At 66.7% G+C, this 23,919-nt stretch carries 19 protein-coding genes; 10 read left to right on the plus strand and 9 right to left on the minus strand.

Annotation, left to right across the window (positions count from 1 at the left end; all coding sequences use genetic code 11):
• The first annotated feature begins 93 nt into the window (after positions 1-93).
• Positions 94-3,597 carry a choice-of-anchor D domain-containing protein gene (locus EV645_RS16490; RefSeq protein ID WP_198681655.1) on the plus strand — a complete coding sequence of 1,168 codons (3,504 nt, stop codon included), beginning with the start codon at positions 94-96 and terminating at the stop codon, positions 3,595-3,597.
• 9 nt (positions 3,598-3,606) lie between these two features.
• Here the strand turns inward: EV645_RS16490 and EV645_RS16495 are convergent, their stop codons facing one another.
• From EV645_RS16495 to EV645_RS16510, 4 genes are read right to left on the minus strand one after another with little or no spacing between them, the layout of a single operon-like run.
• On the minus strand, positions 3,607-4,227 hold the full coding sequence (locus EV645_RS16495) for a hypothetical protein (RefSeq protein WP_130444651.1): 621 nt from the start codon (positions 4,225-4,227) through the stop codon (positions 3,607-3,609).
• A 53-nt stretch (positions 4,228-4,280) separates the two neighbouring features.
• Positions 4,281-6,152, minus strand: a complete 1,872-nt coding sequence (locus EV645_RS16500; RefSeq protein WP_130444653.1) for a ricin-type beta-trefoil lectin domain protein — start codon at positions 6,150-6,152, stop codon at positions 4,281-4,283.
• A complete protein-coding gene (locus tag EV645_RS16505) occupies positions 6,149-7,360 on the minus strand; it encodes a NosD domain-containing protein (protein ID WP_130444655.1) in 1,212 nt (403 codons plus the stop codon). Before EV645_RS16505 ends, EV645_RS16500 begins: the two co-directional genes overlap by 4 nt.
• A 26-nt stretch (positions 7,361-7,386) precedes the next feature.
• On the minus strand, positions 7,387-7,569 hold the full coding sequence (locus EV645_RS16510; RefSeq protein ID WP_130444657.1) for a hypothetical protein: 183 nt from the start codon (positions 7,567-7,569) through the stop codon (positions 7,387-7,389).
• A 219-nt stretch (positions 7,570-7,788) separates the two neighbouring features.
• Between EV645_RS16510 and EV645_RS16515 the strand changes: the two genes are divergently transcribed.
• The 6 genes from EV645_RS16515 to EV645_RS16540 are packed head-to-tail and all read left to right on the plus strand — an operon-like array spanning position 7,789 to position 14,342.
• Entirely contained in the window at positions 7,789-9,099 is a 1,311-nt protein-coding gene (locus tag EV645_RS16515; RefSeq protein WP_130444659.1) for an ABC transporter substrate-binding protein, read from the plus strand.
• Positions 9,100-9,132: 33 nt separating this feature from the next.
• Complete coding sequence (locus EV645_RS16520; RefSeq protein WP_130444661.1) at positions 9,133-10,023, plus strand: carbohydrate ABC transporter permease; 891 nt, start codon at positions 9,133-9,135, stop codon at positions 10,021-10,023.
• On the plus strand, positions 10,020-10,859 hold the full coding sequence (locus tag EV645_RS16525; RefSeq protein ID WP_130444663.1) for a carbohydrate ABC transporter permease: 840 nt from the start codon (positions 10,020-10,022) through the stop codon (positions 10,857-10,859). Before EV645_RS16520 ends, EV645_RS16525 begins: the two co-directional genes overlap by 4 nt.
• Positions 10,860-10,894: 35 nt before the next feature.
• Positions 10,895-12,016: a glycoside hydrolase family 172 protein gene (locus EV645_RS16530; protein WP_130444665.1), complete on the plus strand. Its 1,122-nt coding sequence runs from the start codon at positions 10,895-10,897 to the stop codon at positions 12,014-12,016.
• Positions 12,016-13,074: a LacI family DNA-binding transcriptional regulator gene (locus tag EV645_RS16535; RefSeq protein WP_198681656.1), complete on the plus strand. Its 1,059-nt coding sequence runs from the start codon at positions 12,016-12,018 to the stop codon at positions 13,072-13,074. The genes EV645_RS16530 and EV645_RS16535 overlap by 1 nt, the downstream gene beginning before the upstream one ends.
• 29 nt (positions 13,075-13,103) lie before the next feature.
• A complete protein-coding gene (locus tag EV645_RS16540; RefSeq protein WP_130444667.1) occupies positions 13,104-14,342 on the plus strand; it encodes a glycoside hydrolase family 32 protein in 1,239 nt (412 codons plus the stop codon).
• Here the strand turns inward: EV645_RS16540 and nadB are convergent.
• From nadB to nadC, 3 genes are read right to left on the minus strand one after another with little or no spacing between them, the layout of a single operon-like run.
• Positions 14,324-15,832: an L-aspartate oxidase gene (gene nadB / locus EV645_RS16545; protein WP_242000460.1), complete on the minus strand. Its 1,509-nt coding sequence runs from the start codon at positions 15,830-15,832 to the stop codon at positions 14,324-14,326. The two genes, EV645_RS16540 and nadB, sit on opposite strands and share 19 nt — an antisense overlap.
• Complete coding sequence (gene nadA / locus EV645_RS16550) at positions 15,829-16,803, minus strand: quinolinate synthase NadA (RefSeq protein WP_198681657.1); 975 nt, start codon at positions 16,801-16,803, stop codon at positions 15,829-15,831. Before nadA ends, nadB begins: the two co-directional genes overlap by 4 nt.
• Positions 16,800-17,711 carry a carboxylating nicotinate-nucleotide diphosphorylase gene (gene nadC, locus EV645_RS16555; RefSeq protein ID WP_130444671.1) on the minus strand — a complete coding sequence of 304 codons (912 nt, stop codon included), beginning with the start codon at positions 17,709-17,711 and terminating at the stop codon, positions 16,800-16,802. Before nadC ends, nadA begins: the two co-directional genes overlap by 4 nt.
• A gap of 71 nt (positions 17,712-17,782) precedes the next feature.
• Here nadC and EV645_RS16560 point away from each other — a divergent pair, with 71 nt between their 5' ends.
• From EV645_RS16560 to EV645_RS16570, 3 genes are read left to right on the plus strand one after another with little or no spacing between them, the layout of a single operon-like run.
• On the plus strand, positions 17,783-18,487 hold the full coding sequence (locus EV645_RS16560) for an NUDIX hydrolase (RefSeq protein ID WP_242000461.1): 705 nt from the start codon (positions 17,783-17,785) through the stop codon (positions 18,485-18,487).
• Positions 18,488-18,544: 57 nt separating this feature from the next.
• Positions 18,545-19,561, plus strand: a complete 1,017-nt coding sequence (locus EV645_RS16565; protein ID WP_130444675.1) for an aldo/keto reductase — start codon at positions 18,545-18,547, stop codon at positions 19,559-19,561.
• A 13-nt stretch (positions 19,562-19,574) separates the two neighbouring features.
• Positions 19,575-20,390, plus strand: coding sequence for an NADPH-dependent oxidoreductase (locus EV645_RS16570; RefSeq protein WP_130444677.1), 816 nt, complete (start codon positions 19,575-19,577; stop codon positions 20,388-20,390).
• A 17-nt stretch (positions 20,391-20,407) separates the two neighbouring features.
• Here the strand turns inward: EV645_RS16570 and EV645_RS16575 are convergent, their stop codons facing one another.
• Positions 20,408-21,703 carry a glycoside hydrolase family 15 protein gene (locus EV645_RS16575; protein ID WP_130444679.1) on the minus strand — a complete coding sequence of 432 codons (1,296 nt, stop codon included), beginning with the start codon at positions 21,701-21,703 and terminating at the stop codon, positions 20,408-20,410.
• 5 nt (positions 21,704-21,708) lie between these two features.
• Positions 21,709-23,880 carry a galactose-binding domain-containing protein gene (locus EV645_RS16580; protein WP_198681659.1) on the minus strand — a complete coding sequence of 724 codons (2,172 nt, stop codon included), beginning with the start codon at positions 23,878-23,880 and terminating at the stop codon, positions 21,709-21,711.
• Positions 23,881-23,919 lie beyond the last annotated feature (39 nt).

Here is a 23,919-nt window from a genome sequence, read left to right on the forward strand (position 1 = left end):
AATAATCGATCGAGATATTGCGCGTACGTGTCTACGGGGTTACGGTCTGGCGCAAACCGCCCCGTTGAGAGTGAGTCGCGCATGTTCCGGTCATTGAAATCCTGGAGAGCCGGCGTGCTCTCGGTCTGCGGTGCGCTGGTCGCCGCGAGTCTTGCCGTCCTCGGATCGACGCCCGCGTGGGCCGCGGCGTCCGGCGGTGTCGGCGCCACGCTGCCGTACGTCGAAGTACAGGCCGAGAACGCGTCCACGAACGGGACGGTGATCGGCCCGAGCGCGGCGTACAACACGCTGGCGGCCGAGGCGTCGTACCGGAAGGCCGTCACGTTGCAGGGGAGCGGGAAGTTCGTCGAGTTCACGACGCCCGCGGCGACGAACTCGATCGTCTTCCGCTACAGCATCCCGGACACCGGCTCGGGCTCGGTCTACACGCCGCAGTTGTCCCTGTACGTCAACGGCACCAAGCAGCCCAACTTCACCCTGACCAACGCCTACAGCTGGTACTACGGCGGCTATCCGTTCACGAACCAGCCGGGGAGCAACCCGCACCACTTCTACGACGAGGTGCACCGGCTGTTCCCGACCACCTATCCGGCCGGCACGAAGTTCCGGCTGCAGGTCGACGCCGAGGACACCGCTTCGTCGTACACGATCGACTTTGCCGACTTCGAGAATGTCGCAGGCGCACTGAGCCAGCCGGCGGGCTCGGTGTCCGTGACCAGCACGGGCGCGGACCCGACCGGCGCGGCGGACTCCACCGCGGCGTTCAACGCGGCGATGACCCAGGCCGGGGCCGGCGGGACCGTGTGGATTCCGGAGGGCACGTTCAAGATCCCGGGTCACCTGATCCTGAACAACATCACGTTCAAGGGCGCGGGAATGTGGCGCTCGACGGTCGTGGGTGCGGCGCCGGGCTTCTACGGCAACTACGCGCCGAACGCGAGCAGCGGCGTACACCTGTCGGACTTCGCCATCTTCGGCGACGTCCAGGAGCGTAACGACGGCGCACAGGTGAACGGCATCGGCGGCGCGCTGAACAACTCCACCGTGGACCGGGTGTGGATCGAGCACGAGAAGGTCGGCGCCTGGATGGACGGCCCGTTCACCAACCTGGTCTTCAACGGCATGCGGATCCGCAACGTGACGGCCGACGGCGTGAACTTCCACAACGGCGTCACCAACTCCAAGGTCACCAACAGCGACCTGCGCAACCTCGGCGACGACGGCCTGGCGACCTGGGCCGAGCAGAACGCCGACGCGAACGACTCGTTCGACCACAACACCGTGCAGTACCCGATTCTTGCCAACGGCATCGCCATCTACGGCGGCCACGACAACTTCGTCACCGACAACCGCGTGATCGACGCCGGCCTCACCCAAGGCGGCGGCATCCACGTCGCCCAGCGGTTCGGCTCGACGACGCTGGGGCGCACCGACGTACTGCGGAACACGATCATCCGCTCCGGGAGCCTGGACCCGAACTGGCAGTTCGGCGTCGGCGCCTTGTGGTTCGACGCCCGCGACGGTGCGATGTCCGGCCTGACCAACGTCGACAACATCCTGATCCAGCAGAGCCCGTACGAGGCGATCCAGTTCGTCTCGGGCTCGAACATCAGCAACGTCCACATCAACAACGCGACGATCCAGAACACCGGGACCTGGGTTGTCCAGGAGCAGGTCGGCGGCTCGGCGACCATCACCAACAGCACCGCCACCGGCACCCAGGCGCCGGGACCGATCTACAGCTGCGGCGTCGGTTTCACCCTGACCGACGGCGGCGGCAACTCCGGGATCTTCGCTCCGGTGCAGTGCCAGAATCTCACGTCGCCGGCATTCCCGCCGTACCTGCCGGACAACGGCTCGCAGATCTCGATCAGCCCGACCGCGCTCAGCTTCGGCTCTGTCGCGACCGGCGGGGCGAGCTCACCGCAAGCCGTCACGGTCACCAACAGCGGTACCGCGGCCGCGCCGGTCAGCTCGGTCGCGACCAGCGGTGACTTCAGTCAGACCAACAACTGCGGCTCGAGCATCGCGGCCGGCGCCTCGTGCACGGTCAACGTCACCTTCCACCCGACGGCGGCCGGCAGCCGGACCGGCAACCTGACGGTCAACGCATCCGGCATCACGAACACCGTCCCGCTCTCAGGCACCGGCGTCGCACCCGGTCCGATCCTCAACGCGAACCCAGGCAGCCTGTCCTTCCCGGACACCCAGGTCGGCAGTTCCTCGTCGGCTCAGACCGTCACGGTGACCAACTCGGGTACGACGTCTGCGACCGTCTCGGGCGTGAGCGCTACGGGCGACTTCAGCCAGACGAACAACTGCTCGACGCTCGCCGTCGGCGCATCCTGCACGGTCACGGCCACCTTCCGGCCAACCGCGTCCGGATCGCGTACCGGCGCTGTGACGGTGACCAGCAATGCGAACAACAGCCCGACGTCGATTTCCCTGACAGGCAACGGCATCGGGACCGATACCAACCTCGCGCGCGGGAAGCTGGCGTCGGCCAGCAGCCAGGTCAACGGCACCCAGACCCCTGCCACGGCGACCGACGGCGACGGGAACACCTACTGGGAGAGTGCCAACAACGCTTTCCCGCAGTGGTTGCAGGTCGACCTCGGTACGGCGCACAGCATCGGCAAGGTGACGCTGAAGCTGCCGCCGTCAGGGGCGTGGGGCACTCGGACGCAGACGCTGTCGGTCCAGACGAGCACCGATGGGTCGTCGTTCAGCACAGCCGTCGGGTCGGCGACGTACACCTTCACTTCGCCGACGAACGTCGTGAACATCACCGTGCCGGCCACGAATGCACGGTATGTGCGGGTCAACATCACCGCGAACAGCGGCTGGCCGGCCGGGCAGGTGTCGGAGTTCGAGGTGTACCCGAGCGGTGGAGCGGCTCCGGGGCTCACCACCAGCCCGTCCTCGCTCACCTTCGCCTCGCAAGCGCTCAACACCGACAGCGCGGCGCAGCCGGTCACGGTGACCAATACAGGCACGGTCGCTAGCTCGATCAACGTCGGCATCAGCGGTGACTACAGCCAGACCAACAACTGCTCGACGCTCGCGGTCGGCGGGTCCTGCACGGTCAATGTCACCTTCCGCCCGACCGCCGCCGGTACTCGCACCGGCACGCTGACGGTCAACAGCAACACTGTCGCGCTGTCCGGTACGGGCGCCGGTGCGACCAACACCAACCTCGCCGCGGGCAAGCCCACCAGCGAGTCCAGCCACAACGATGTCTATCCGTCGAGCAACGTGACCGACGGCAACCAGTCGACGTACTGGGAGAGCGCGAACAACGCCTTCCCGCAATGGGTCCAGGTGGACCTCGGCTCCGCCGTCAGTGCCGGCCGGATCGTGCTGCAACTACCGGCTGGATGGGGCGCCCGCACCGAGACGCTGTCCGTCGTTGGCAGCACCAACGGCACCAGCTTCACCACCATCGTCCCGTCGGCGACCTACTCACTTGCCCCCAGCAACAACACCGCAACCATCACCTTCGCCCCGACCACCCAGCGCTACGTCCGTCTGAACTTCACCGCCAACAGCGGCTGGCCGGCCGCCCAACTCTCCGAACTCCAGATCTGGAACTCATAGGTCAGGACCTCAGGCTGGTTCATCGCGAACCAGCCTGAGGAAGGCCTTCAGCCCGGCGATGACTTCCTGGTTGTCGGTGAGGCGGGTGAGGGAGTGCTCGAACTGCCGGGCATGGGCGTCGACCTTGGCGTGCAAGGCCTTGTCGCGGGTAGTGGCGACAGTGTCGGCGGCGGCGAGGCCCTGCTCAAGACGGGCGAGGCGGCGGCTCTGTTCGGCGGATTCGTCGTTCAGTACGTCGAGGTCGGCCGTGAGGGCTTCGAGGCGGCGAAGTGTCTCGACCAGGTCGTCGCGGGGATGCTTGACGTCGCGCAGCATGCTGGTCATCCGGTCGCGCAGATACGCGAAGTACGCTCCGGCCGGCCGGAAGAACGTGCTGACCAGGTAGAGCGCGGCGAGGTAGTACCCGATTGCGCCGCCCGACACAAACGTGATGAGGGCGACGATTCCCGCCGACACCAGATGCGCCCCGATCGCGAACCATCGCATCCGAACCGCGATCCGCCGCGCCTCCGGCTCCCGCTCGGCCGGTACGTCGATACCCCGCGCCCGACTCGTCCGAATCTCGTGAATCAGCGCATGCGCCTGAAACGACAAGTTCCACGGCACCGTCAACACCCAGAACGTCGACATACCGGCAGCCTCCCGCCGACCGCCGGCACGTCGAATCTGTACAACTACTCAGTTCAAGCAGGGTCGACCCAGCTTTGGTTGCGGGTGCCGACGCAGTCGTAGATCTGTAGTTGGCGGCCGTTGGTGAAGTCGGCCTCGGGCAGGTCGAGGCAGCGGCCGGAGGCCAGGTTGATCAGGGAGCCGAAGTTTCCTTGTCTCCACTTCTGATTGCTGTTGCCGGAGCAGGTCGCGACGTGGACCAAGGTGAGGTTCGCCGTCTGACCGGAAGGTACCTCCAGGCAGACGCCTCCGGTCGTGAGCTCTCCGAGGCTGTTGAGATTCCAGGTCTGATTGCCGTTCTGCAGGCAGGTCCACAGCTGGACGTTGCCAGTGGCAACATCGCGGTCGACGCACATGTCCTGCCGTGTGGTCGAGACGATCGCGCCGGCCGGAGCTGTGCCTTCCGGGGCGGGGGTCCAGGTCGACCCGATCGGGGAGAAGCTGAGCGAGGTCAGCGTGACGGCGCCACCCACGGCGTACAGCCGGATCCCGAGGCTCCCGGACGAGGAGTCGAAGGCGACGTTGTCGCTGACGACGGTCTTCCCGCCATTGCCGAAGACCTCGAGCTGCCCGCGGTCCACCAGCATCCTGATCGTGACCTGGTTCGAGATCGGCGGCATCGACGCCCCGTAGAGGGTCTGAGCCGCGACGGAGTACGCAACTGTGCGATCGCTCGTCCCGTCCGAGCGTGCGTGCAGCCGGAATCCGAACTCCGACGCAGTGACGCCGCTGAGATCGAACTGGGCACTGATCTCGTAGGTGTCGGCCGAGACACCGCTGAGTGGGTCGGTCGACGGATCCGTCGTGATCGTGCGTGTTCCCCAGGCCTGGGACGACGTGCGGATGGTCGAGATCTCGCTGACCGGATTGCGCGTGATGCGGATGCCCTCCGGATAGGTCTTCAGCGCGAGCTCGACCGGGAAGGACGCGTTGCCGGTCCAGGTCACGCCGGCGTTGCTCGGCTGCCAGGCCATCTGGACGACCCGGCCGTTCGGCAGCTGGTTGAAGGTCTGCGGTGCGTACCAGGTGGACGGCGGGAAGGCCGCACCGGAGACGCCCCACTCCATCCGCTGCTGGGTCGTCGAGTCCGCGACGAACAGACCGTTCGCGTCGAGTGAGCCGATGACGTACTCGCCGCTCGCATCCTGGAGAACCCATTTCTTCGAAGCGGAGTTCCCATCGACCGGCAGTTGGTAGAGGTCGGGACATTCGACGAACCAGCTGGCCGAGTAGGCGCCGCGGTACGTCCAGTCGAGCAGATTGGTCGAGGTGTAGAAGGCGGCGCCGGTCCCGGCGCGGAACGTGACCAGCTCCCAGCGATTGTGGTCTGGGTCCCACTGGACCTTCGGGTCGCGGCTCTCGACCGGATCGGTGATGACCTTCGCTCCGCCGTTGTACATCTGGAAGGTCTTCGCACCGTCGGTCGAGTACGCGATGCTCACGCCGTCGGTGTTGGTGAACAGCAGGATCGGGTCGTCGGACCCGACTTTCAGGCCGGTCACGTTGTTCACGTCGACCCAGCCCGAGCCCGACCAGAGGGTTCCGCTCTGGACACCCGGTTCGAGCGTGATCGGTTGCTGCGTCCAGTGCACCAGGTCTGTACTCGTCGCGTGCCCCCAGTGCACCGCCGCGTCCCAGCCGAGCCCGTGCGGGTTGTGCTGGAAGAAGAGGTGATACACACCGCGGTAATACAGCGGGGCGTTGATGTCGTTCATGAATCCGTTCTGCGGGCTGAAGTGGAACTGGCCGCGGTACGGCTCGGTGTAGTCGGTGGCGGCGTACGGATACTCCGGATAGTCCGACGGTGAACCGGCCACTGCCGCTGGGACCGCCGTGAGACCGATGAATACAAGCACCCAGGCCAGGAACGCGGCGACCCGGGTCATGGCGTGGCTCGGAAGCCGTACGTCGCTCCGCTCAGAGCCTGGAACTCCGCGGTGCTGCCGCAGTCGAGGACCTTCGTGTTGACGGTCGACCCGTCCAGCACGACCGTGTGTACGGCGACGTTCGCGGCCGTGTGGTTGGTTGCGACGTAGTTGTTGCTCCCCGACTTCACCAGGACCATCGTCGGGGTCGCTCCGGACGGCGTGATGTTCGCGGACGGTACGTCGAACGAGAAGTGATTGCCGACCACGGTGTTGCCGCTGCCGTTGAGCTGCACCAGCCCGAACAGGTCGTCGAGCCCGTTGCTGAAGCCGGTCATCGCCGGGAACGATTCGGGGACCCGGAGGAAGTGGTTCGACCCGATCAGGTTGTTGTGGCAGGCGCCCTCGAGCTGGATCATCCCCGAATAGAACGCGTGCAGGCGATTCGCGCTGAGGTTGTTGTTCGTGCTGTTCTTCAGATGGATCGAGCTCTTGCCGCGGGGGAAGATGTTGTTGCCGGAGACAATCAGGCCGAAGTGGTTCTCGGCGTAGATCGAGAAGCCGACATAGCCCGCGCCGATCATGTTGTCGTTGACCATGCTGGCCTGTCCGGAGCCGACGAGCTCGATGCAGTTGCCGTTCTCGCAGAGGAAGTTGCCCTGGATGTGCAGCGCGTCGGCGTCGGTGATCACAATCCCGCGCTCCAGGTAGATCATCCCCAGGCCCCGGATCCGCAGCGAGTCGGTGGCGGTGGTCGACCGGATCCCGATCTTGCCGTTGAGGTAGCTGTTCTGGTTCGGCGTGAACGACAGGCCGTCCAGACAGAAGTCCAGCAGTTCGATCGAGCTGAGCCGGGGGTCGCCGCTGCGGCTGATCAGGATCGCCTCGGCGTTCCCGTCGGTGTTCTCCACCCGGATCCGGCTGCCGCCCGGCCAGATCTCGTGCCAGCCGGAGGTGTCGCCGGAGTTGTACCGGATGCTCGACGAGGTGAAGCCGTGCCCGGATCCCTTGATCTGCAGGTAGCTGATGTCGATGACGATGCGCGTCTTGAGCGAGTAGTCGCCGGGCGGGATGTAGATGACCGCTCCGGGCTTGGAGGCCTGCGTCGGCTGGTTCGTCTTGATATCGGAGATGATGCTGTTCACGATCGCGCCGATGTCGGTGTAGGCGGTGGTCGATGGGCTGCCGGAGATGGTCCAGGTGGTGACGTCGTAGATCGTCGAGGGCATCGTCGTCTCTTTTCGTGGGTGTGCGGTCAGAGCAGGCCGAGGAGGGTGTTGTGCGGTCGCGGCTCCGAGGCCACGACCGTGGCGGCAGTGGCGGCAGTGGCCGCCGGCGCGCTGGGGATCTGGAGATAGCCGGCGGCGCTCACGGCGGCCGCGGCTGCCAGGAAGACCCGGCGCGACACACGAGCATCTGGCGGGGTGGAGGAGGTCATGGCGGCTCCTTCGAGAGGTTGCCAAAAGGTTTTGGCAGAGCGGAATTGATCCGAAGGTAGAACCGCCGCCAACCGGCGGCAAGGTCGTCCGCGCTGCCAAAAGTTTTGGCAGCTGTTTGGCAGAAGTTTGGCGTTGACCGCGCGGCTCCGGCTGTCGAACACTGCTGCCAAGACGTTTTGCCAAAACGTTTAATCACAAGCCTTGAACGGAGTCGGAGCATGAAGCTTCGCAGCACGAGCGGTCGTCTCCGGACCGCGATGGCCGGCATTGCCGTCGCCACGAGTTTGATTCTTGCCATCGCCGGCTGCGGTGCCGGTGGGAGCTCGGCGGGTCCCGCCGGCAAGCTCACGGTCCTGGTGGAGGGCGGCGGCAAGGCCGAGCTCCAGCCGATCGCCGATCTCTACCAGAAGCAGACCGGGACGACGGTCGAACTGGTCGAACTGCCTTACGACGGTCTCTACGACCGGATCCAGACCGAGCTCGGCTCCGGCAAGACGTCGTTCGACGTCGCGGCGCTCGACGCGATCTGGTTGAGCGCCTTCTCGGCCGGTGTCTCACCGCTCGACGACCTGTTCACCGACGACGTGAAGCGCGATCTGTTCCCGGGCCTGGTGACCGAGGCACAGGTCGGCGGGTCGTACGTCGGGATGCCGGTCTGGACGAACTCCGAGATTCTCTACTACCGGACCGACCTGTTCGGCGACCCGAAGGAGAAGGCCGCCTTCCAGGCGAAGTACGGGTATCCGCTCGTGCCGCCGACGACATGGAAGCAGTACCAGGACGTGGCCCAGTTCTTCACCCGCGACACGAACGGCGACGGCCAGACCGATCTGTACGGCACCGATGTGAAGGGTGCGGTCGAGACGGAGTGGCTGGCCACGGTGTCGCAGACCGGCGAGAAGACGATGGTTCTGGACCCGAAGAGCGGCGATGTCACGATCGACGACGCCGATCACCTGGCAGCGTTGAACTTCTACACCAGCTTGTTGCCCTATGCACCGCCCGGCGCCGCCCAGCTCGACTGGGCCGGATCGCAGAACCTCTTCTACCAGGGCAAGCTCGCGATGATGCGCTTCTGGGGACACGCCTACACCCAGACCCCGGCCAACGCCGCGGTGAAGGGCAAGATCGGTGTCGCTCCGATGATCGCGGGGCCCGGCGGCATCGCCGGCGTACCGGGCGCCTGGTACCTCTCGGTGCCGAAGGCAACCGATAAGCAGGCCGAGGCCAAGAAGTTCGTCGCCTTCGCCTACGAGCACAACGACCTCTCGATCAAGACCTCGTTGGGCCTGGTATCGCGGATCTCGGCGTTCGAGTCGCAGGCCGGTGTCGCCGGGCACGAGAACTACCCGGCGATCCTCACGACGCTGAAGTCTCCCGCGACGATCGCGCGGCCGGCCACGTCGAAGTGGCAGCAGATCGTCACGAGCGTGCTGACGCCGATGCTGCAGAAGGCGGTCGTGAAGGGCGCGGACAACGCGGCACTACTGAAACAGGCGAAGGCCCAGATCCAAGCCATCGTCAAGTAGACCGCCGTACCTGCGACCCCGAAGGACACTCCTGTGCGCCTCACCGACCGCCGGTTCGCGCTCGTACTGATCGCGCCGGCCGCATTGTTCCTCGCCGCGTTCGTGGCGTGGCCACTGCTCAGATTCGTCTCGAACGCGTTCTACGAGATCTCGCCGATGGCGGGCGGCCCACGGAAGTTCGTGGGTTTCGAGAACTTCGCGACCGCGTTCAGTTCGCCGGCGTTCCAAGGAGCGGCGCTGCGGACGATCGTCTACACGGTCATCGTGGTCGCGCTCGAGTTCACCTTCGGGCTTGCCGTGGCGCTGGTCTTCGCAGCGCTCGGCAGCCGGTCGGCGGTGTTCCGTACCGTCTTCATGTACCCGCTGATGGTCGCCCCGGTGGTCGCCGGCCTGCTGTGGCGGTTCCTGCTCATCGACAACTTCGGCATCCTCAACGAGCTGCTGCGGCGGATCGGACTGTTGCACAGCACGGACCAGATCGGCTGGCTGAGCAACCCGAGGATCGCGTTGTTCTCGGTAGCGATGCCCGACATCTGGCTGACCACCTCGTTCATCACGCTGGTCCTGTTCGCGGGCCTGCAGAACGTGCCGGGTGATGTCATCGAGGCCGCTCGCATCGACGGTGTGCGGTTCCCGACGCTGCTGTTCCGGATCATCCTGCCGCTGCTGCGGCCGGTGATCGCAGTAGCGCTGATCGTTCGCGGTATCGATGCGGCCCGGGCGTTCGACATCATCCTGATCCAGACGAACGGTGGGCCACAGGACAGTACGACGACCCTGAGCCTGCTGATCTACCGCACGATGACGCGCAACGGGGATCCAGGTCTGGCGAGCGCGATGGGCACCGTGTATCTGATCGTGATGCTCGCGGTCGCCGCTGTCGCGATCTTCGCGATCTGGCGGCCCGGAGGTGATGAGGCATGAACGGCCTCGAAACCCGCCGCCGCCCGACGCGCATCATCCTCTGGGCCGCGCTCGCCGCTGTGCTCGTGCTGTATGGCTTCCCGTTCGTCTACCTGCTGCTGACGTCGTTCAAGACGCCGCTCGACGCGATCGCCGTACCGCCCCAGGTGTTGCCGTCGCAGTGGACGCTGGACAACTACGTCGCCGCGCTCAGCAAGGAAGGCGTCGTACCAGCGCTGATCAACAGCGTCGCGACCGCAGTTCTCAGTACGGCGTTCTCGCTCGCGCTCGGGGTGCCCGCGGCGTACGCGATCACCCGCTTCCGAACGCCGAGCGGGCGGATCTTCGTGGTCGCGGCGCTGGTGACCCGGATGGTGCCGACGATCGCCGTCGGGGCGCCGCTGGTCGAGACGATGCGGCGGCTCGGCATCTCCGACACCACGATCGGATTGGCGATCGCCCACACCACGATCTCGCTACCGCTGTCGATCTGGCTGATGTCGAGCTTCTTCGAGGCGGTTCCCATCGAGCTGGAAGAGGCCGCCAAGGTCGACGGCAGCGATCGGCTGCAGGCATTCCGGCACGTCGTCCTGCCGGTGGTTTCCGGCGGCTTGGCGGTCACGGCCATCTTCGCGTTCCTCGCGTCCTGGAACGAGTTCCTGTTCGCGCTCCTGCTCACGTCGGTCCGGGCGCAGACCACGCCGATCGTGATCGCCAACTTCCAGACCCAGTTCGGCCTGGACTGGGGCGGCATGACCGCGCTCTCGGCGGTGTACTCCGTCCCCGTCATCCTGCTCACCCTCGCGCTCCAGCGACACATCGTCGCCGGCCTGACCCTCGGCGCCGTCAAGGGCTGACACCACTCACCGCTTCTGAGAAAGATGGAGAAGATATGGAATTCTGGCAACCCAACAGCCCGCTCGGCGGCCTGGCCCATGTGAAATCCGGCCGGTCGCGGCGCGAGTCCAGCTGGGACCGTAGCGGCGGCAACCGGGACTTCGCGGTGGTGCCCGCGGGCGAGACCTTCGTGATCGCCGACATCGCCGGCGCCGGGCGGATCGAGCACATCTGGCTCACGACCCGCTGCTATTCGGAGAAGTACCTGCGCAAGCTCGTGATCGAGATGTTCTGGGACGGGGAGGAGAACCCGAGCGTACGCGCGCCGCTCGGCGACTTCTTCGGTGTCGGGCACGCGGTCGCGAAGCACTACATCTCCCTTCCGCTGAACGCCGTGTTCGGGCCTCGGCGTGGTCCCAAGGGGCCGTTCGCGGCCGCGATGAACAGCTACTTCCCGATGCCGTTCGGCAGCCACGCGAAGATCCAGATCCGGAACGAGAGCGATCAGCCGATCGAGAACCTCTTCTACTACGTCGATTACGAGCTCAGCGAACAGCCGATCCCGGACGACGTGGCCCGCTTCCACGCGTACTACCGGCAGGAGAAGCCGGCAACCGCCGTACGGCACACCACCGAGCTCGAGAACCCGGCGCCGTGGGACCTGCCGGGGACGAACCTGACCGGTGACGACAACTACGTGATTCTCGATGCGACCGGCACGGGGCACTACGTTGGCTGCGTGCTCAGCATCGACAACTTCGACGCCTCCAACCAGGTGTTCTCCTGGCCGGGGGAGGGCGACGACATGTTCTTCATCGACGGGGAGGTGTGGCCGCCGTCGTTGCACGGGACCGGCACGGAGGACTACTTCGGCGCTGCCTGGGGATTCCCGAGCGGTGAGTACGCCGGGCCGTACCACGGCATCACCCTCGGTGCGAGCCCGCAGGAGCACTTCGGCCTGTGGAGCATGTTCCGCTGGCACATCGAGGACCCGGTCCGGTTCGAGCAGAGCCTGCGGGTGTCGATCGAGCACGGACACGCCAACGACCAGGGCAACGACTACTCCAGCGTCGCTTACTGGTACCAGTTGGGCGAGCATGCCCCGCATGCCGATCTGCCTCCGGTCGAGGAACGGCTGCCGCGACGATGGCCGGAACACGGACTGTGGGACGAGTAATGCCAGACGAGGATGTGGTCGTGCCGAAGGTGGGCATCCGGGATGTCGCACGCGCCGCGGGCGTGTCCGTCACGACGGTCTCGCACGTGCTCAACGAGACTCCACATACCCGGACGAGCGAGGCGACCCGGGACCGGGTGCGATCGATCGCGCGGGACCTCGGCTACACCCCGAACCGGCTCGCCCGCGGCCTGCGAACCCGTACGTCGGACATGATCGGGCTGCTCACCGAGGAGATCGCGACCACCCCGCACGCCGGTCGGATCATCCTCGGCGCGCAGGAAGAGGCGAGCCGGCACAACCTCACGCTCGCGATCATCAACTCCCATCTCGACGCCGGCGCGGACGCCCGCCGCGCCGACGCCCGGGCCCTGATCGAGCGTCAGGTGGACGGGATCATCTACGCCACGGTGTTCCACCACGAGGTGTCGGTGCCGCGCGAGTTGCGCGCCGTGCCGGCAGTGTTGATAGGAGCCCTGGACCGGCAGGGCGTCGTACCCGCCGTCCTGCCGGACGAGGCCAGTGGCGCGGCCGATCTCGTCGCCCTGCTGGTCGACGCCGGGCATCGACGCATCGCGTTCGCGAACTCGAGCATCGAAGTCCCGGCCACGCAGGGGCGCCTGGTCGGCTACCTGCGGGGCCTCGAGGAGGCAGGCATCCCACGGGACGACCGGCTGATCGCGTCGGGCGTCTCGGAGGCGGCCGGAGGATACGAGGCGAGTCTCGAACTGCTCGATCGCGAGGACAGGCCGACGGCGATCTTCTGTTACAACGACCGGATGGCGATGGGCGCCTACCGTGCGGCCCAGGAGCTCGGCCTGCGAATTCCTGACGGCATCTCGATCGTCGGCTTCGACGATCAGGCGCCGATCGCAGCCAGCGTCTACCCGGCGCTGACCACGGTCGCCCTGCCGCATTACGAGATGGGTGCCTGGGCGGTTGCCACGCTGACTCGGCTCGTCCAGAGCAGCAGTACGTCGTGGTATCGCTCGACCCATCCGACCTGGCTGCCCTGTCCGGTCGTCCTCCGCGAATCGGTTGCCCAGATCAACCGTTGACGGCGGTATCCCTGCGACAGAAGGCAGACATGCGTCCGCGATTTCACTTCACCGCGCCGCGCGGGTGGATCAATGACCCCCACGGCATCACCTACCGCGACGGCCAGTACCACCTCTTCTACCAACATGTTCCTGACAGTCTTGAGTGGGCACCTGACTGCCGCTGGGGACATGCACTGTCGCCAGATCTGTTCTCCTTCGAGACCTTGCCGACTGCGATTGCGCCGGGAGACGGCGACGACGGCGTGTGGACCGGGTGTCTGGTGACTGATGACGCGGGTGAGGACCGCATCTTGTACACCTCCGTCGAGCAACCGGGGATCGCCATCGGACGCGTGCGTCTCGCGACGCCGGCCGACACCCGATGGATCAGTTGGCGGAAGGGCGCGGTGGTTGCCGAGCCGCCGGCCGACGTCGAGCTCGTCGCCTACCGGGATCCCTTTGTCTTCCGCGACGGCGCGCAGTGGCGGATGTGGATCGGTGCCGGCCTCGCGAACGGGTCTGCGGCGGCGCTCTCGTACCTGTCCGACGACCTCCGGAAATGGACGTACGACGGTGTGGCGGCTCAGCGGCCGGCTGATCAGCGTGAGCCGATCTGGACCGGTGCGGTGTGGGAGTGCCCACAGCTTGTCGAGATCGACGGCCGGCACGTGATGATCACGTCGGTCTGGGACGACGACGTACTGCACTACGTCGCGTATGCGATCGGTTCCCATCGCGGAGGCAGGTTCGAGGCGACGACGTGGGGCCGGCTGACGTTCGGCGACAGCCACTATGCGCCGTCGTACTTCCGGGACTCCGACGGCTGCGCCTGTGTCATGTTCTGGCTGCGGCACATCGCTGACGAGAAGGCAGGATGGGCCGGCGCGCACAGCATCCCCTACGTCCTGCACCTCGACGGCGACCAGCTTGTCGCGACGCCACATCCGGGCCTAGAGGTGCACCGCCGGCCGCCATCGCAGGGCCTCGCCGCCGACGCGAGCTGGACCGGGACCGACCTCGAGATCTCCTCCGGCGACCAGCCCGTCGCCACGATCACCGCGACGACCGAGCTGACCCTCCGAGTCGGCGACGCATCCTGGTCGATGCCACACGACGGCGGACCGGTACGCATCATCCTCGACGGCCCGATCATCGAACTCGCGACCCGTCAGGGCCTCATGGCGGCCGCCGTCGCACCAACAGCCGACGAACTCACCATCACCGCCGACGGCAACCTCCACCACTTCTCCGCACTGGCCGCCGATCCTCAGACCTCCGAACGTTGAAGGTGGCGGGTGGTCGGGCGGTCTTCGGCGTCGAGGTGTACGACGATGTGGTCGTCCCAGCGCTTGTCGGAGTGGGGATGGTCCGAGCGCCAGTGGCAACCGCGGCTGTCCTGGCGGGCGGTCGCCGCGACGATGACGGATCGCGCCACCGTCGCGAGCGGCCCGTTGCCTAGGGCATCGAGTTCGTCCGCGGCGGCGTTCAGGCTCGCGCCGTCGCGACGGATACCGGCGTACCTGGTCAGGATCGAGCGGATCCGCTCCGGTTCGCGATCCTCGCCAGGCGAGACCTCGTGCGTGCGACCGTGGTCCACCGCGGGCAGGTCGAGCGTGAGTGCCGTGGCGACGCGCCGTCCGAAGACCAGTCCCTCCAGCAGGCTGTTGGAGGCGAGCCGGTTGGCCCCATGTACGCCGGTCGCGGCGACTTCGCCGACGGCATACAGACCTGGTACGTCGGTTGCACCGTTCCGATCGGTCCGAACGCCGCCGCACAGGAAGTGTTCGGCGGGCGCCACCGGGATCTGCTCGGACACCATGTCGACGTCGATCCGTGCGCAGGATGCCAGTACGGTCGGGAATCGCCGCCGGATTACGTCGGGCGCGACACCTGTCGCGTCCAGCCAGACGTGGTCGGTTCCGTCCCGGCGCATCGTCGCCTCGATCGCCCGTGCGACAACATCCCGCGGAGCCAGATCGGCTCGGGGGTGCAACCCGTCCATGATCCTGTTCCCGTGGGCGTCGAGCAGTACGGCGCCTTCGCCCCGGACAGCCTCGGTGACCAGAGGCAGCTGACCACTCGTCTCACCGGTGTGGAGCGCGGTCGGGTGGAATTGGACGAACTCCATGTCCACCAGCGATGCGCCAGCTCGCAACGCTAGGGCGATGCCGTCACCGCGCACCGCCGACGGATTGGTGCTCGCCAGGTAGGCGTTGCCGATACCGCCAGTGGCCAGTACGACGGCACGCGCGTCGATCTGCGTGACGTGGCCGTCCGTCTGGACGAGCACGCCGACGATGCTTCCGGAGTCCGACTGCACCAGGCCGACGGTCCGTCCGCTCATCGTCCGTACGCCGGTTCGCTGCAGGGCGATCCGTAGCGCGCGATGAACCTCGGCGCCGGTGGCATCCCCGCCGGCGTGCACGATCCGGGGACGGCTGTGCCCGCCCTCCAGAGTTCTCGACAGCGACCCGTCGGCGTTGCGGTCGAAGCGAGCCCCGTGAGCGATGAGCTCGGCGACTCGCTGCGGTCCTTCCTCGACCAGCGCCCGGACGTTGCGGGGATCGCAGAATTCCGCCCCCGCGATGTCCGTGTCGCGCCAGTGGTCCAGCGGATCGTCCTCGCCGTACGCGGCCGAGACGCCGCCCTGCGCCCACGGCGTACTGCCGTCGCCCGCGCTGAGCAGAAGTACGTCGCGGGTCGCCGCGAGACCGAGCGCGGTCGACAGGCCCGCCACACCGGAGCCGATCACGACCACGTCCACGGCGCGCGTCACCGAGCACCCGCAGGCTTGCCGATGGCAACCATCCGCTCGACCGAACGCCGGGCCCGCTCGACGACCTCGGGCGGCAGCTGGATCTCGTCGCGGCCCTCCCGCAGGCATCGCACCAGCAGCTCCGGGGTGATCATCTTCATGAATTTGCACGAGGCCTTCGGGTTGACCGGGACGAAATTCGTTCGCTGGTTGACCTTGCGAAGCTGGTGGAGCATGCCGATCTCCGTCGCGATCAGGGCCGTCTTCGAGGTCAGGTTGCGAGCGGTGTCCAGCATGCCGGCGGTCGACAGGATGTGGGTCCGCTCGGCCGGCAGATCACCGACGCCGGCGAGCCAGATCGCCGACGACGCGCAGCCGCACTCGGGGTGGACGAGGACCTCGGCCTCGGGATCGGCCGCCACCTGGGCGCGCAGGTCGGCGGCGCTGATGCCGGCATGTACGTGGCACTCGCCCATCCACACCTCGATGTTGTCCCGGCCGGTCTGGCGCCGGACATGCGCGCCGAGGAACTGGTCGGGCAGGAACAGGATCGGCTGATCCGCCGGGATCGAGTTCACCACCTCGACCGCGTTGGACGACGTACAGCAGACGTCGGCCTCGGCCTTCACCGCCGCGGTGGTGTTGACATAGGCAACGACCGCGGCGTCCGGGTGCTCGGCCTTCCAGGCCCGTAGCTGGTCGGCGTCGATGGTGTCCGCCAGCGAGCAACCCGCCTGAGCGGTGGGGATCAGCACGGTCTTGTCCGGGCTGAGAAGCTTGGCGGTCTCCGCCATGAAGTGCACGCCACAGAACACGATCGTGGATGCATCCGTTTCGGCAGCGATACGCGACAGTGCGAGTGAGTCGCCGACGTGGTCGGCGACGTCCTGGATCGCCGGCTCCTGGTAGTTGTGGGCGAGGATCACCGCGTCGCGCTCCTGGGCGAGGCGGCGTACCTCGTCCTGCCAGGTGATTGCTGTACCAACGGTCACAACAGTTCCTTCTCTCGGGAGATTTTCGCTTGACAGGCGATAACTGGGGATGCCGACGCGACCAGCAGGCTGATGTCGAGGGCGGTGGGGGAGTGCGTCAGGGCGCCGACCGACATGGCGTCGATACCGATGGCGGCGACGTCTGCGACGGTGTCGAGCGTGATGTTGCCGGAGGCCTCGAGTCGGGACTTGGACCCGGAACTGTCGCGCCACTCGATGATCTGAGCCATGTCATCGGCCGACATGTTGTCCAGCAGGATCCACTCGACCTCGCAGTCGAGCGCCTCGCGGGCTTCCTCCGCGGTGGTGACCTCGACCTCGATCGCCATGCCTCTGCCCTCCGCGGTCATGCCGTCCCGGACCCGGCGCACGGCGGGGAGGACGCCGCCGGCCGCGGCGAGGTGATTCTCCTTGAGGAGGACCATCGCGGCCAGGTCGAGCCTGTGGTTCGTGCCGCCGCCGCAGTTGACGGCGTACTTGTCCATGGCCCGGAGACCGGGCGCGGTCTTGCGGGTGTCGAGGAGCCGGACCGGGCGCGCTCCGATCGCCGCCACGAAGGCCGCCGTGAGGGTTGCGATACCGGACATCCGCTGGACGAAGTTCAGCGCCACCCGCTCGCCGGTGATGATCGAGCGAGCCGATCCAGTGATCGATGCCAGCGGCTGTCCCGGGACGACCTGATCGCCGTCGGCGACAGCCGGCCGCACCTCGACGGTGGGATCGATCGCCGCGAACACGCCCTGTACGAGCGGTAGGCCGGCCACGCGACCTGCCTGCTTGGCGACTATCGTCGCCTCGACCTGCAGCTCGGCCGGGACGCTCCATCGCGTGGTGACGTCGTCCACCGCCTGGTCCTCGGCCAATGCGGCCGTCACCGCGGTCCGGACCGTCTCCGTTGTCAGTTGCATCTGTTGCTCCGACCTTCCGTGATGTTTTCGCTTCAGAGGCGATAACTAACTGGCACGCTACCATCGGCGTCGTGCTCGCAGCCAAGAAAGGTGATCCGGTTAACTTCCCCAGCTACCCGCACGAGGTGCTGTCGGTGGTCCTGTCGGTCCGGGACGGCAGGTTGTGCGTCCTGCTGTGGAAGCGCGCACAGAACCCGTACGGCGGTCGCTGGGCCCTCCCGGGCGGCGGGGTCGAGCCCACGCAGCGGCTCCGCGAGGCCATCACCAAGCACCTCGCGACGAAGGTCGACGTTCGCGACGTAGCGCACCTCGAACAGCTGGCCACCCATAGTGCGATCGATCGCGATCCGCGGGCCCGCGTACTGGCGACGGCCTACCTCGGGCTGGTTCCGTCCGACGTACGGCCGGTGCTTCCGTCCGACACGGTCTGGCATCCGGTCGACGACCTGCCGCAGACCGCGTTCGACCATCACTTCTTCATCGATGCCGCCGTCGGGCGGCTGCGCGCGAAGCTGTCCTACACGAACATCGGCTTCGCGCTGGCTCCGCTGGAATTCACGATCGCCGAGCTGCGCGACCTGTTCGGCGCAGCACTCGGCTATGAGCTCGGCGCCACCAACCTCACCCGCGTCCTGACCCGACGCCATGTCATCGATCCGACCGCCCGCCGCTCCAGCCCCGGCCAGAGCGGCGGCCGCCCCGCAACCGTCTACAAATTCGCTGCCCGCGAACTCACCGTCACGGACCCCTTCGCAGTACTCCGCCCACCCCGCTGACCGCACGCATCGTGGACATAGTCCACTCCCTTGGTCGACTTCGGGGAGAATCGGGCTGTGACGATCTACCGTGCGAACGACGAGCGATATCAGCGGCTCGAGTACCGGCGGGCCGGTGGATCGGGGCTGGCGCTTCCGGCGCTGTCGCTGGGGTTGTGGCAGAAGTTCGGCGCCGACTACCCGTTCGAGCGGCAGCGGGAGATCGTGCTGCATGCGTTCGACCTCGGTATCACCCATTTCGACAACGCGAACCGGTACGGTCCACCGCATCGGGCCGCCGAGCAGTTCTTCGGGCGGGTCCTGCGTGCCGACCTTGCGCCGTACCGGGATGAACTGATCCTGACCACGAAGGCCGGCAACCCGATCGGACCGAGCCCCTATCTCCGGGGCGGATCACGCAAGTCGCTGCTCGCGTCGCTCGACCACAGCCTGCGAGACCTCGGCACGGAGTACGTCGACATCTTCTATCACCACCGCTTCGATCCTTCGACGCCGCTGGACGAGACCGTCGGTGCGCTGGTGAGTGCCGTCCAGCAGGGCAAGGCGCTGTACGTCGGCGTGTCGAACTACCCGACCGATCGTGCGCGCGAAGCGGCGGCGCTGCTGCGGAGTGCCGGCGTGCCGTTGCTCGTCCATCAGCCCCGGTACTCGATCTTCGACCGTACTCCGGAGACCAGCGGGCTGCTCGACCTCGCGTCGGCCGAGGGATTCGGGCTTGTTGCCTACAGCCCTTTGGCGCAAGGGCTGTTGACGGACAAGTACCTGGACGGCGCCGTCCCGCCCGACGCGCGCGCCGCCGCCAGCGCATTCCTGAAGCCGGAGCAGCTCGACGACGTCTACCGCGAGCGAGCCGCAGCGCTGAACAAGATCGCCCACGATCGCGGCCAGTCACTCGCTCAACTGGCCCTGCAATGGGTTCTGCGGCGGCCGGAGATCACCACCGCGCTGATCGGCGCGAGCTCCACCGGCCAACTGGATCACAACGTCGCTGCGCTCGACTTCCCGCCGCTGACGGACGAGGATCTCGCCCGCATCGATCAGTACGGCATCCACGGCACCGCACAGCGGTCCTGACCCGAGGAGAACGATGACCACCTCGCCCTTCGGACTGAGGTACGGCGTTGAGGTGCCGTTCGAGCCGCCCGCAGCGTGGTCGGAGGTGATCGCGCGGCAGCTGGATCACCGTTCGGTACGCAGCTATCGTCCGGATCCGGTCTCCGACGACATGCTGACGGCTTTGATCGCCGCAGCGCAATCGGCTCCGACCTCCGGCAACCTGCAGCTGTGGAGTGTCGTCGCCGTCCGCGACGACGAACGGCGTACCAGGTTGGCCGCGCTCGCCGGTGATCAGCAGTTCATCGAGCAGGCGCCGCTGTTCCTGGTCTGGCTGGCCGATCTGGCGCGGGCGCGCCAGGTGACGACCGAGCTTGCGTCCGGCGCCGCCGAAGGAGCCGACTTCGTCGAGGCTGCCGTGCTCGCCTTCGTCGATGTCGCACTCGCGGCCCAGAACGCCTCACTGGCCGCCGAGTCGCTCGGTCTCGGGACGGTGTTCGTCGGGGCGATCCGGAACCGCCCGCTCGAGATCGCGACCGAGCTCGGCCTGCCGCCGCACGTCTTCCCGGTCTTCGGCCTGACCGTCGGCCACCCCGATCGCCTCGCCGAGACCGCGGTAAAGCCCCGCCTCCCACAGGACGCCGTCCTTCACCACGAGCAGTACGACCTCGACCAGCAGGCCGCCCACGTCCAAACCTACGAGGCCGTACTCAACGCGTTCTACACCACAGCCGGCCTACCCACAGGCTGGATCAACCGAGTCGCCAACCGCTTCGGCACAATCGCCGGCCTCAACGGCCGCGAACACCTCCGCCAAGCCCTCCACTCCCAAGGCTTCCAACTCCGCTGAACCCAGGGCTGGTGGCTTCAGTGGGCAGGTGGTGGGGTTTTGATGGTGTGGGTTTGGAGTTGGACGAGGGTCAGTAGGAGCAAGGAGGCGGTCCAGGCCAAGGGCACGGTGGAGGCTGGGTTGCCATCGCCGTCGACGAGTTCGGGGAGTTCGCCGAGGAGGTTGCGTTTGGACAGGAGCCAGTCGAGCGCCGCCTGTGCCTTGCCGGTTTCTGCGAGGCCTGCCCAGGCGAGAGCGAAGAACGAGGTGCTCGGGGTCCAGGTGACATTGCCCCAGTCGAAGTCCGGATCGTTGCCGGGGACAACGCCGCCGTTGGCTCGCACAAGTGCGTGGTACGTCGTATCGAGCGCGGTGGGCAGGTCGGCCGGGGCGTCGTTGAACGGCGGCGCCATGAAGGCCGCAGCACTGTCGAATCCGTGAAGTCCATCGACGGTGCGCTGGTATCCGAGCGGGGCGAAGTACTTGCTGATTGCGGTCGACAGGCGATCGGCCGCGATCGTCCACCGGGCGGCATCGACGGATTGTCCGAGCGCGTTGGCGAGGTCGACCGCCGAGTTCAGCCCGCTGAGCAGTGGCGCCGCGGTACCGATGTTCGCGGTCTCGGTGCCGAGTTCCCAATAGTCCGGCGATGCGGGCGGTAGACCGGCGGCATCCAGCGAGCCGGCGGCATAATCGGCGGCACGTTGGATCATCGGGTACAGGCCGGCAAGTCGGGCCCGCCGATCCTCGAGTGGGGCCGTCTGGTACCACTGCCAAGTTGCCCAGGGCACCCAACCGTTGCCGTCGAGTTGCCATTCTCGTTCGTCCGGTGGACCCGACCCGTCCAGCTTGGTCCGAGCCTCCCAGGTTCCGTCGGCTCGCTGGGTGGCCGCATTGTAGGTAAGGATCTGGTAGGCCTCGCTCGAGTGCCCGGTGTGCGCGAACGCCGCCGCTACGAAGCTGGAGTCACGCGGCCACGAATACTTCCAGATCGAGTGCCACGCTGCTGTCGACGCGCCGTTGGGTTGTAGTAGTGCACGCATCGACAGCAGCGCGCGAGCCGCAGCATCCTGCTGGGGGCCGGGCAGGCCGGGCACCGTGCCCAGCTTCAACCAGGCGCGCGATTCGGCGATCTGCCGCAACGCGCCCGGGTCGTCCGCCTCGACGGTGACCGGCTCCGATCCACCGGCCGGTAGATACTGCCAACGTCCGCTCGGAAGCCGCAGTACGTTGCTGTTCCGGATGTAGTTTGCGCCACAGGCCTGAAGGGGCGTGATTGCCGCGGTAGTGGTGCGGTTGTCGAACAGACCCGCGGTGTACACAGGTGTCTCCATGGCCGTCAGCTTCCGCTCGCTGTGAAGTTGGTGATGTGGACGCCGGTGTTGTCCGAGTTGTAGGTCACGTTGACCCGTAGGTAGCGGGCCTGAACCTCAACCGGATAACTGTCGCCCGCGCGCGTGGCCGGTGTCGTGGTTTCCTTTGTCGCGATGGTTGTCCAGTTGGTGCCGTCGGTGCTGGCCTGGATGTTGTACTTGTAGTAGCGGGTGCCGTCCGCATAGTTGGTGACGGCAACATTGTTGATGCTGTGGACGCCGAGCAGATCGACCTGCCACCACTGTGGATACGGGTCTGCACTCCAGTAGGTGTCCGGGTCGCCGTCTACCGCCAGATCTGCCGTGTTCACACCTTGCTCGCTCCGTGCGGTGGCGGGTTTGAACTGGGCGAGGTCGGTTTGCGGCGGGTTGATTCCCACCGCTGTGAGGGTGAGAAGTTGCTCGGTCTCGTTGCGGTTGCCGCCGACCGAGCTGCCTGTCTTGTTGGACCAATAGCGTGGCGGGGTGGTCTCGACCCGGCGACGGGAGTCTGCGGACATGGCGAGCGCCAAACCGCTGTATCGGTTGACGAGTCTGTAGCTGCCGCCCGAGGTCTTGGTCTTGATGAAGAACCACTGCTGGCCCACTGCGGCCCGGTAGGGGGAGACGATCGGAGTGGTTCCCCACGCCCGGCTGGTCCTGATGCTGGAGTCGATACCGAGCGCCTGGCCGGTGGCGGCGTTGATGATCCGGTAGGAGCCGTCACCGTTGGGGACGAACGCCCACGCCGCTAGGTTCGAAGCCTTCTGTCCGGCCACGGAGGTGGTCGACGAACTGCCTGACAGCTGGGTGAGAGCCAGGCCGCCGCGGCTACTGATCCGGTAGGTCTTCGACGGGTCCGCCGGGGATGCGGCCGGATCGCTGGATTCGATGGTGATGTTGCGGTACTCAGCGGCGTTGGACGAGCAGTTGTATTCGCAGTAGTTGCGGAACGTCCTGCCGACGATGTTGCCGCTGCTGGCGTTCACGCTGTCGGCGTACCAGTGGTACCAGTAGTCGCCGTACAGGGCGGAGCCGGTGTCGCCGATCTTGTGCCACTTCTGCGTCGAGAGGTCGTCGGTCGCGTAGAACGGCTCCGCGTGCTTGGAGTCGTTCGGGTTGAGAGGGTTGGCACCAGCGATGTAGAGGCCGAGATAGGCGTTGTAGGTGACGCTCATGTACAGCAGCGGTGATTGGGCCGGCAGAGTTCCGGCGGCGAGCTGTTGGCTGACATAGCCGGAGTTCGTGGGCTTGTAGTCCTTGGCCGGATCGGTGTACCCGTTCGGGTTGCCGGTGTCCGCGGGGACGATGTTGCTTTCCCGGCCGCCCACTCCTGGCTCTGACCAGGTGCCGTCGTACCACTTCATCCACGTGCCTCGGGCCATCTTCCCCGAGAGCGGCGCGCGGGCTACGTGCTCCAGGCGGTGGATCGCACCGCCGCCGCCCGGCTTGTCGACGACCGACGAGCCGTAGTAAACGTAGAAGTATCCCGACGCTGTGTCGACGAACAGGCGCTGGTCGCCGTCGCCGTACTTGTAGGTCTGGTTCGGGAACGCCGTCCGGTCCCCGCGCTTGGTGCTGTACGGCGAGGTCAGCACGTGGTCGACGATGGTCCAGGTGCGGCCCTGGTCGGTGGACTTCGCGTAGTCGATGGAGTCGTAGTGCATGCCGTCGCCGAACGGCTGCGGCGTGAATTCGTTGTGTACCAGGCCGATCCAGTTTCCGGTGTCCGGATCCACCCACATTCCCATCAGGTCGCAGTAGTTCGGCTGCGAGTAGGGGGAGGCGGGCGGCGCGAGTGTCGATTGCACGCCGGTCGGGCTGTTGTTGCACCGCCACGTGGTGTCGTTGTTCTTGTCCACCGGATTGGCCGGGTTCGCCCAGGTGTTGAGGGTTGCGTTCGGCAACGCGTCGTCGTAGTTCGTGCCGGAGTAGAACCGCCAGTGCCGCGGGTCGTTGGCGCCGTACAGGGCCTCGGCCTGCTGGGCGTAGAACGTGCCCTCCTTGTCGATGATCGGGTACGCCGGTGTGTCACTCGTGAACGGCTGGGATTTCGCCGGGCCGACTTCGATGGAATAGGTGGTGCCGGTCGAGGACGCCGGCGATGCACTCGCCTGTGCGACCAGGCCCACCGCCGTCACTCCCACTGCGCTCAGCACCGCGACCAGCCTTCTTCTGCTACGTGCCATGGGCCCGCC

Source organism: Kribbella rubisoli (assembly GCF_004217145.1).
In the GTDB taxonomy this organism is placed as follows: Bacteria; Actinomycetota; Actinomycetes; order Propionibacteriales; family Kribbellaceae; genus Kribbella; species Kribbella rubisoli.

Excerpts from the sequence above, each read along its gene's own strand:
- EV645_RS16495 (WP_130444651.1), bottom strand. The coding sequence starts at position 4,227 with ATGTCGACGTTCTGGGTGTTGACGGTGCCGTGGAACTTGTCGTTTCAG.
- EV645_RS16500 (WP_130444653.1), bottom strand. The coding sequence starts at position 6,152 with ATGACCCGGGTCGCCGCGTTCCTGGCCTGGGTGCTTGTATTCATCGGT.
- EV645_RS16505 (WP_130444655.1), bottom strand. The coding sequence starts at position 7,360 with ATGCCCTCGACGATCTACGACGTCACCACCTGGACCATCTCCGGCAGC.
- EV645_RS16510 (WP_130444657.1), bottom strand. The coding sequence starts at position 7,569 with ATGACCTCCTCCACCCCGCCAGATGCTCGTGTGTCGCGCCGGGTCTTC.
- EV645_RS16515 (WP_130444659.1), top strand. The coding sequence starts at position 7,789 with ATGAAGCTTCGCAGCACGAGCGGTCGTCTCCGGACCGCGATGGCCGGC.
- EV645_RS16525 (WP_130444663.1), top strand. The coding sequence starts at position 10,020 with ATGAACGGCCTCGAAACCCGCCGCCGCCCGACGCGCATCATCCTCTGG.
- EV645_RS16530 (WP_130444665.1), top strand. The coding sequence starts at position 10,895 with ATGGAATTCTGGCAACCCAACAGCCCGCTCGGCGGCCTGGCCCATGTG.
- EV645_RS16535 (WP_198681656.1), top strand. The coding sequence starts at position 12,016 with ATGCCAGACGAGGATGTGGTCGTGCCGAAGGTGGGCATCCGGGATGTC.
- EV645_RS16540 (WP_130444667.1), top strand. The coding sequence starts at position 13,104 with ATGCGTCCGCGATTTCACTTCACCGCGCCGCGCGGGTGGATCAATGAC.
- nadC (WP_130444671.1), bottom strand. The coding sequence starts at position 17,711 with ATGCAACTGACAACGGAGACGGTCCGGACCGCGGTGACGGCCGCATTG.
- EV645_RS16570 (WP_130444677.1), top strand. The coding sequence starts at position 19,575 with ATGACCACCTCGCCCTTCGGACTGAGGTACGGCGTTGAGGTGCCGTTC.
- EV645_RS16575 (WP_130444679.1), bottom strand. The coding sequence starts at position 21,703 with ATGGAGACACCTGTGTACACCGCGGGTCTGTTCGACAACCGCACCACT.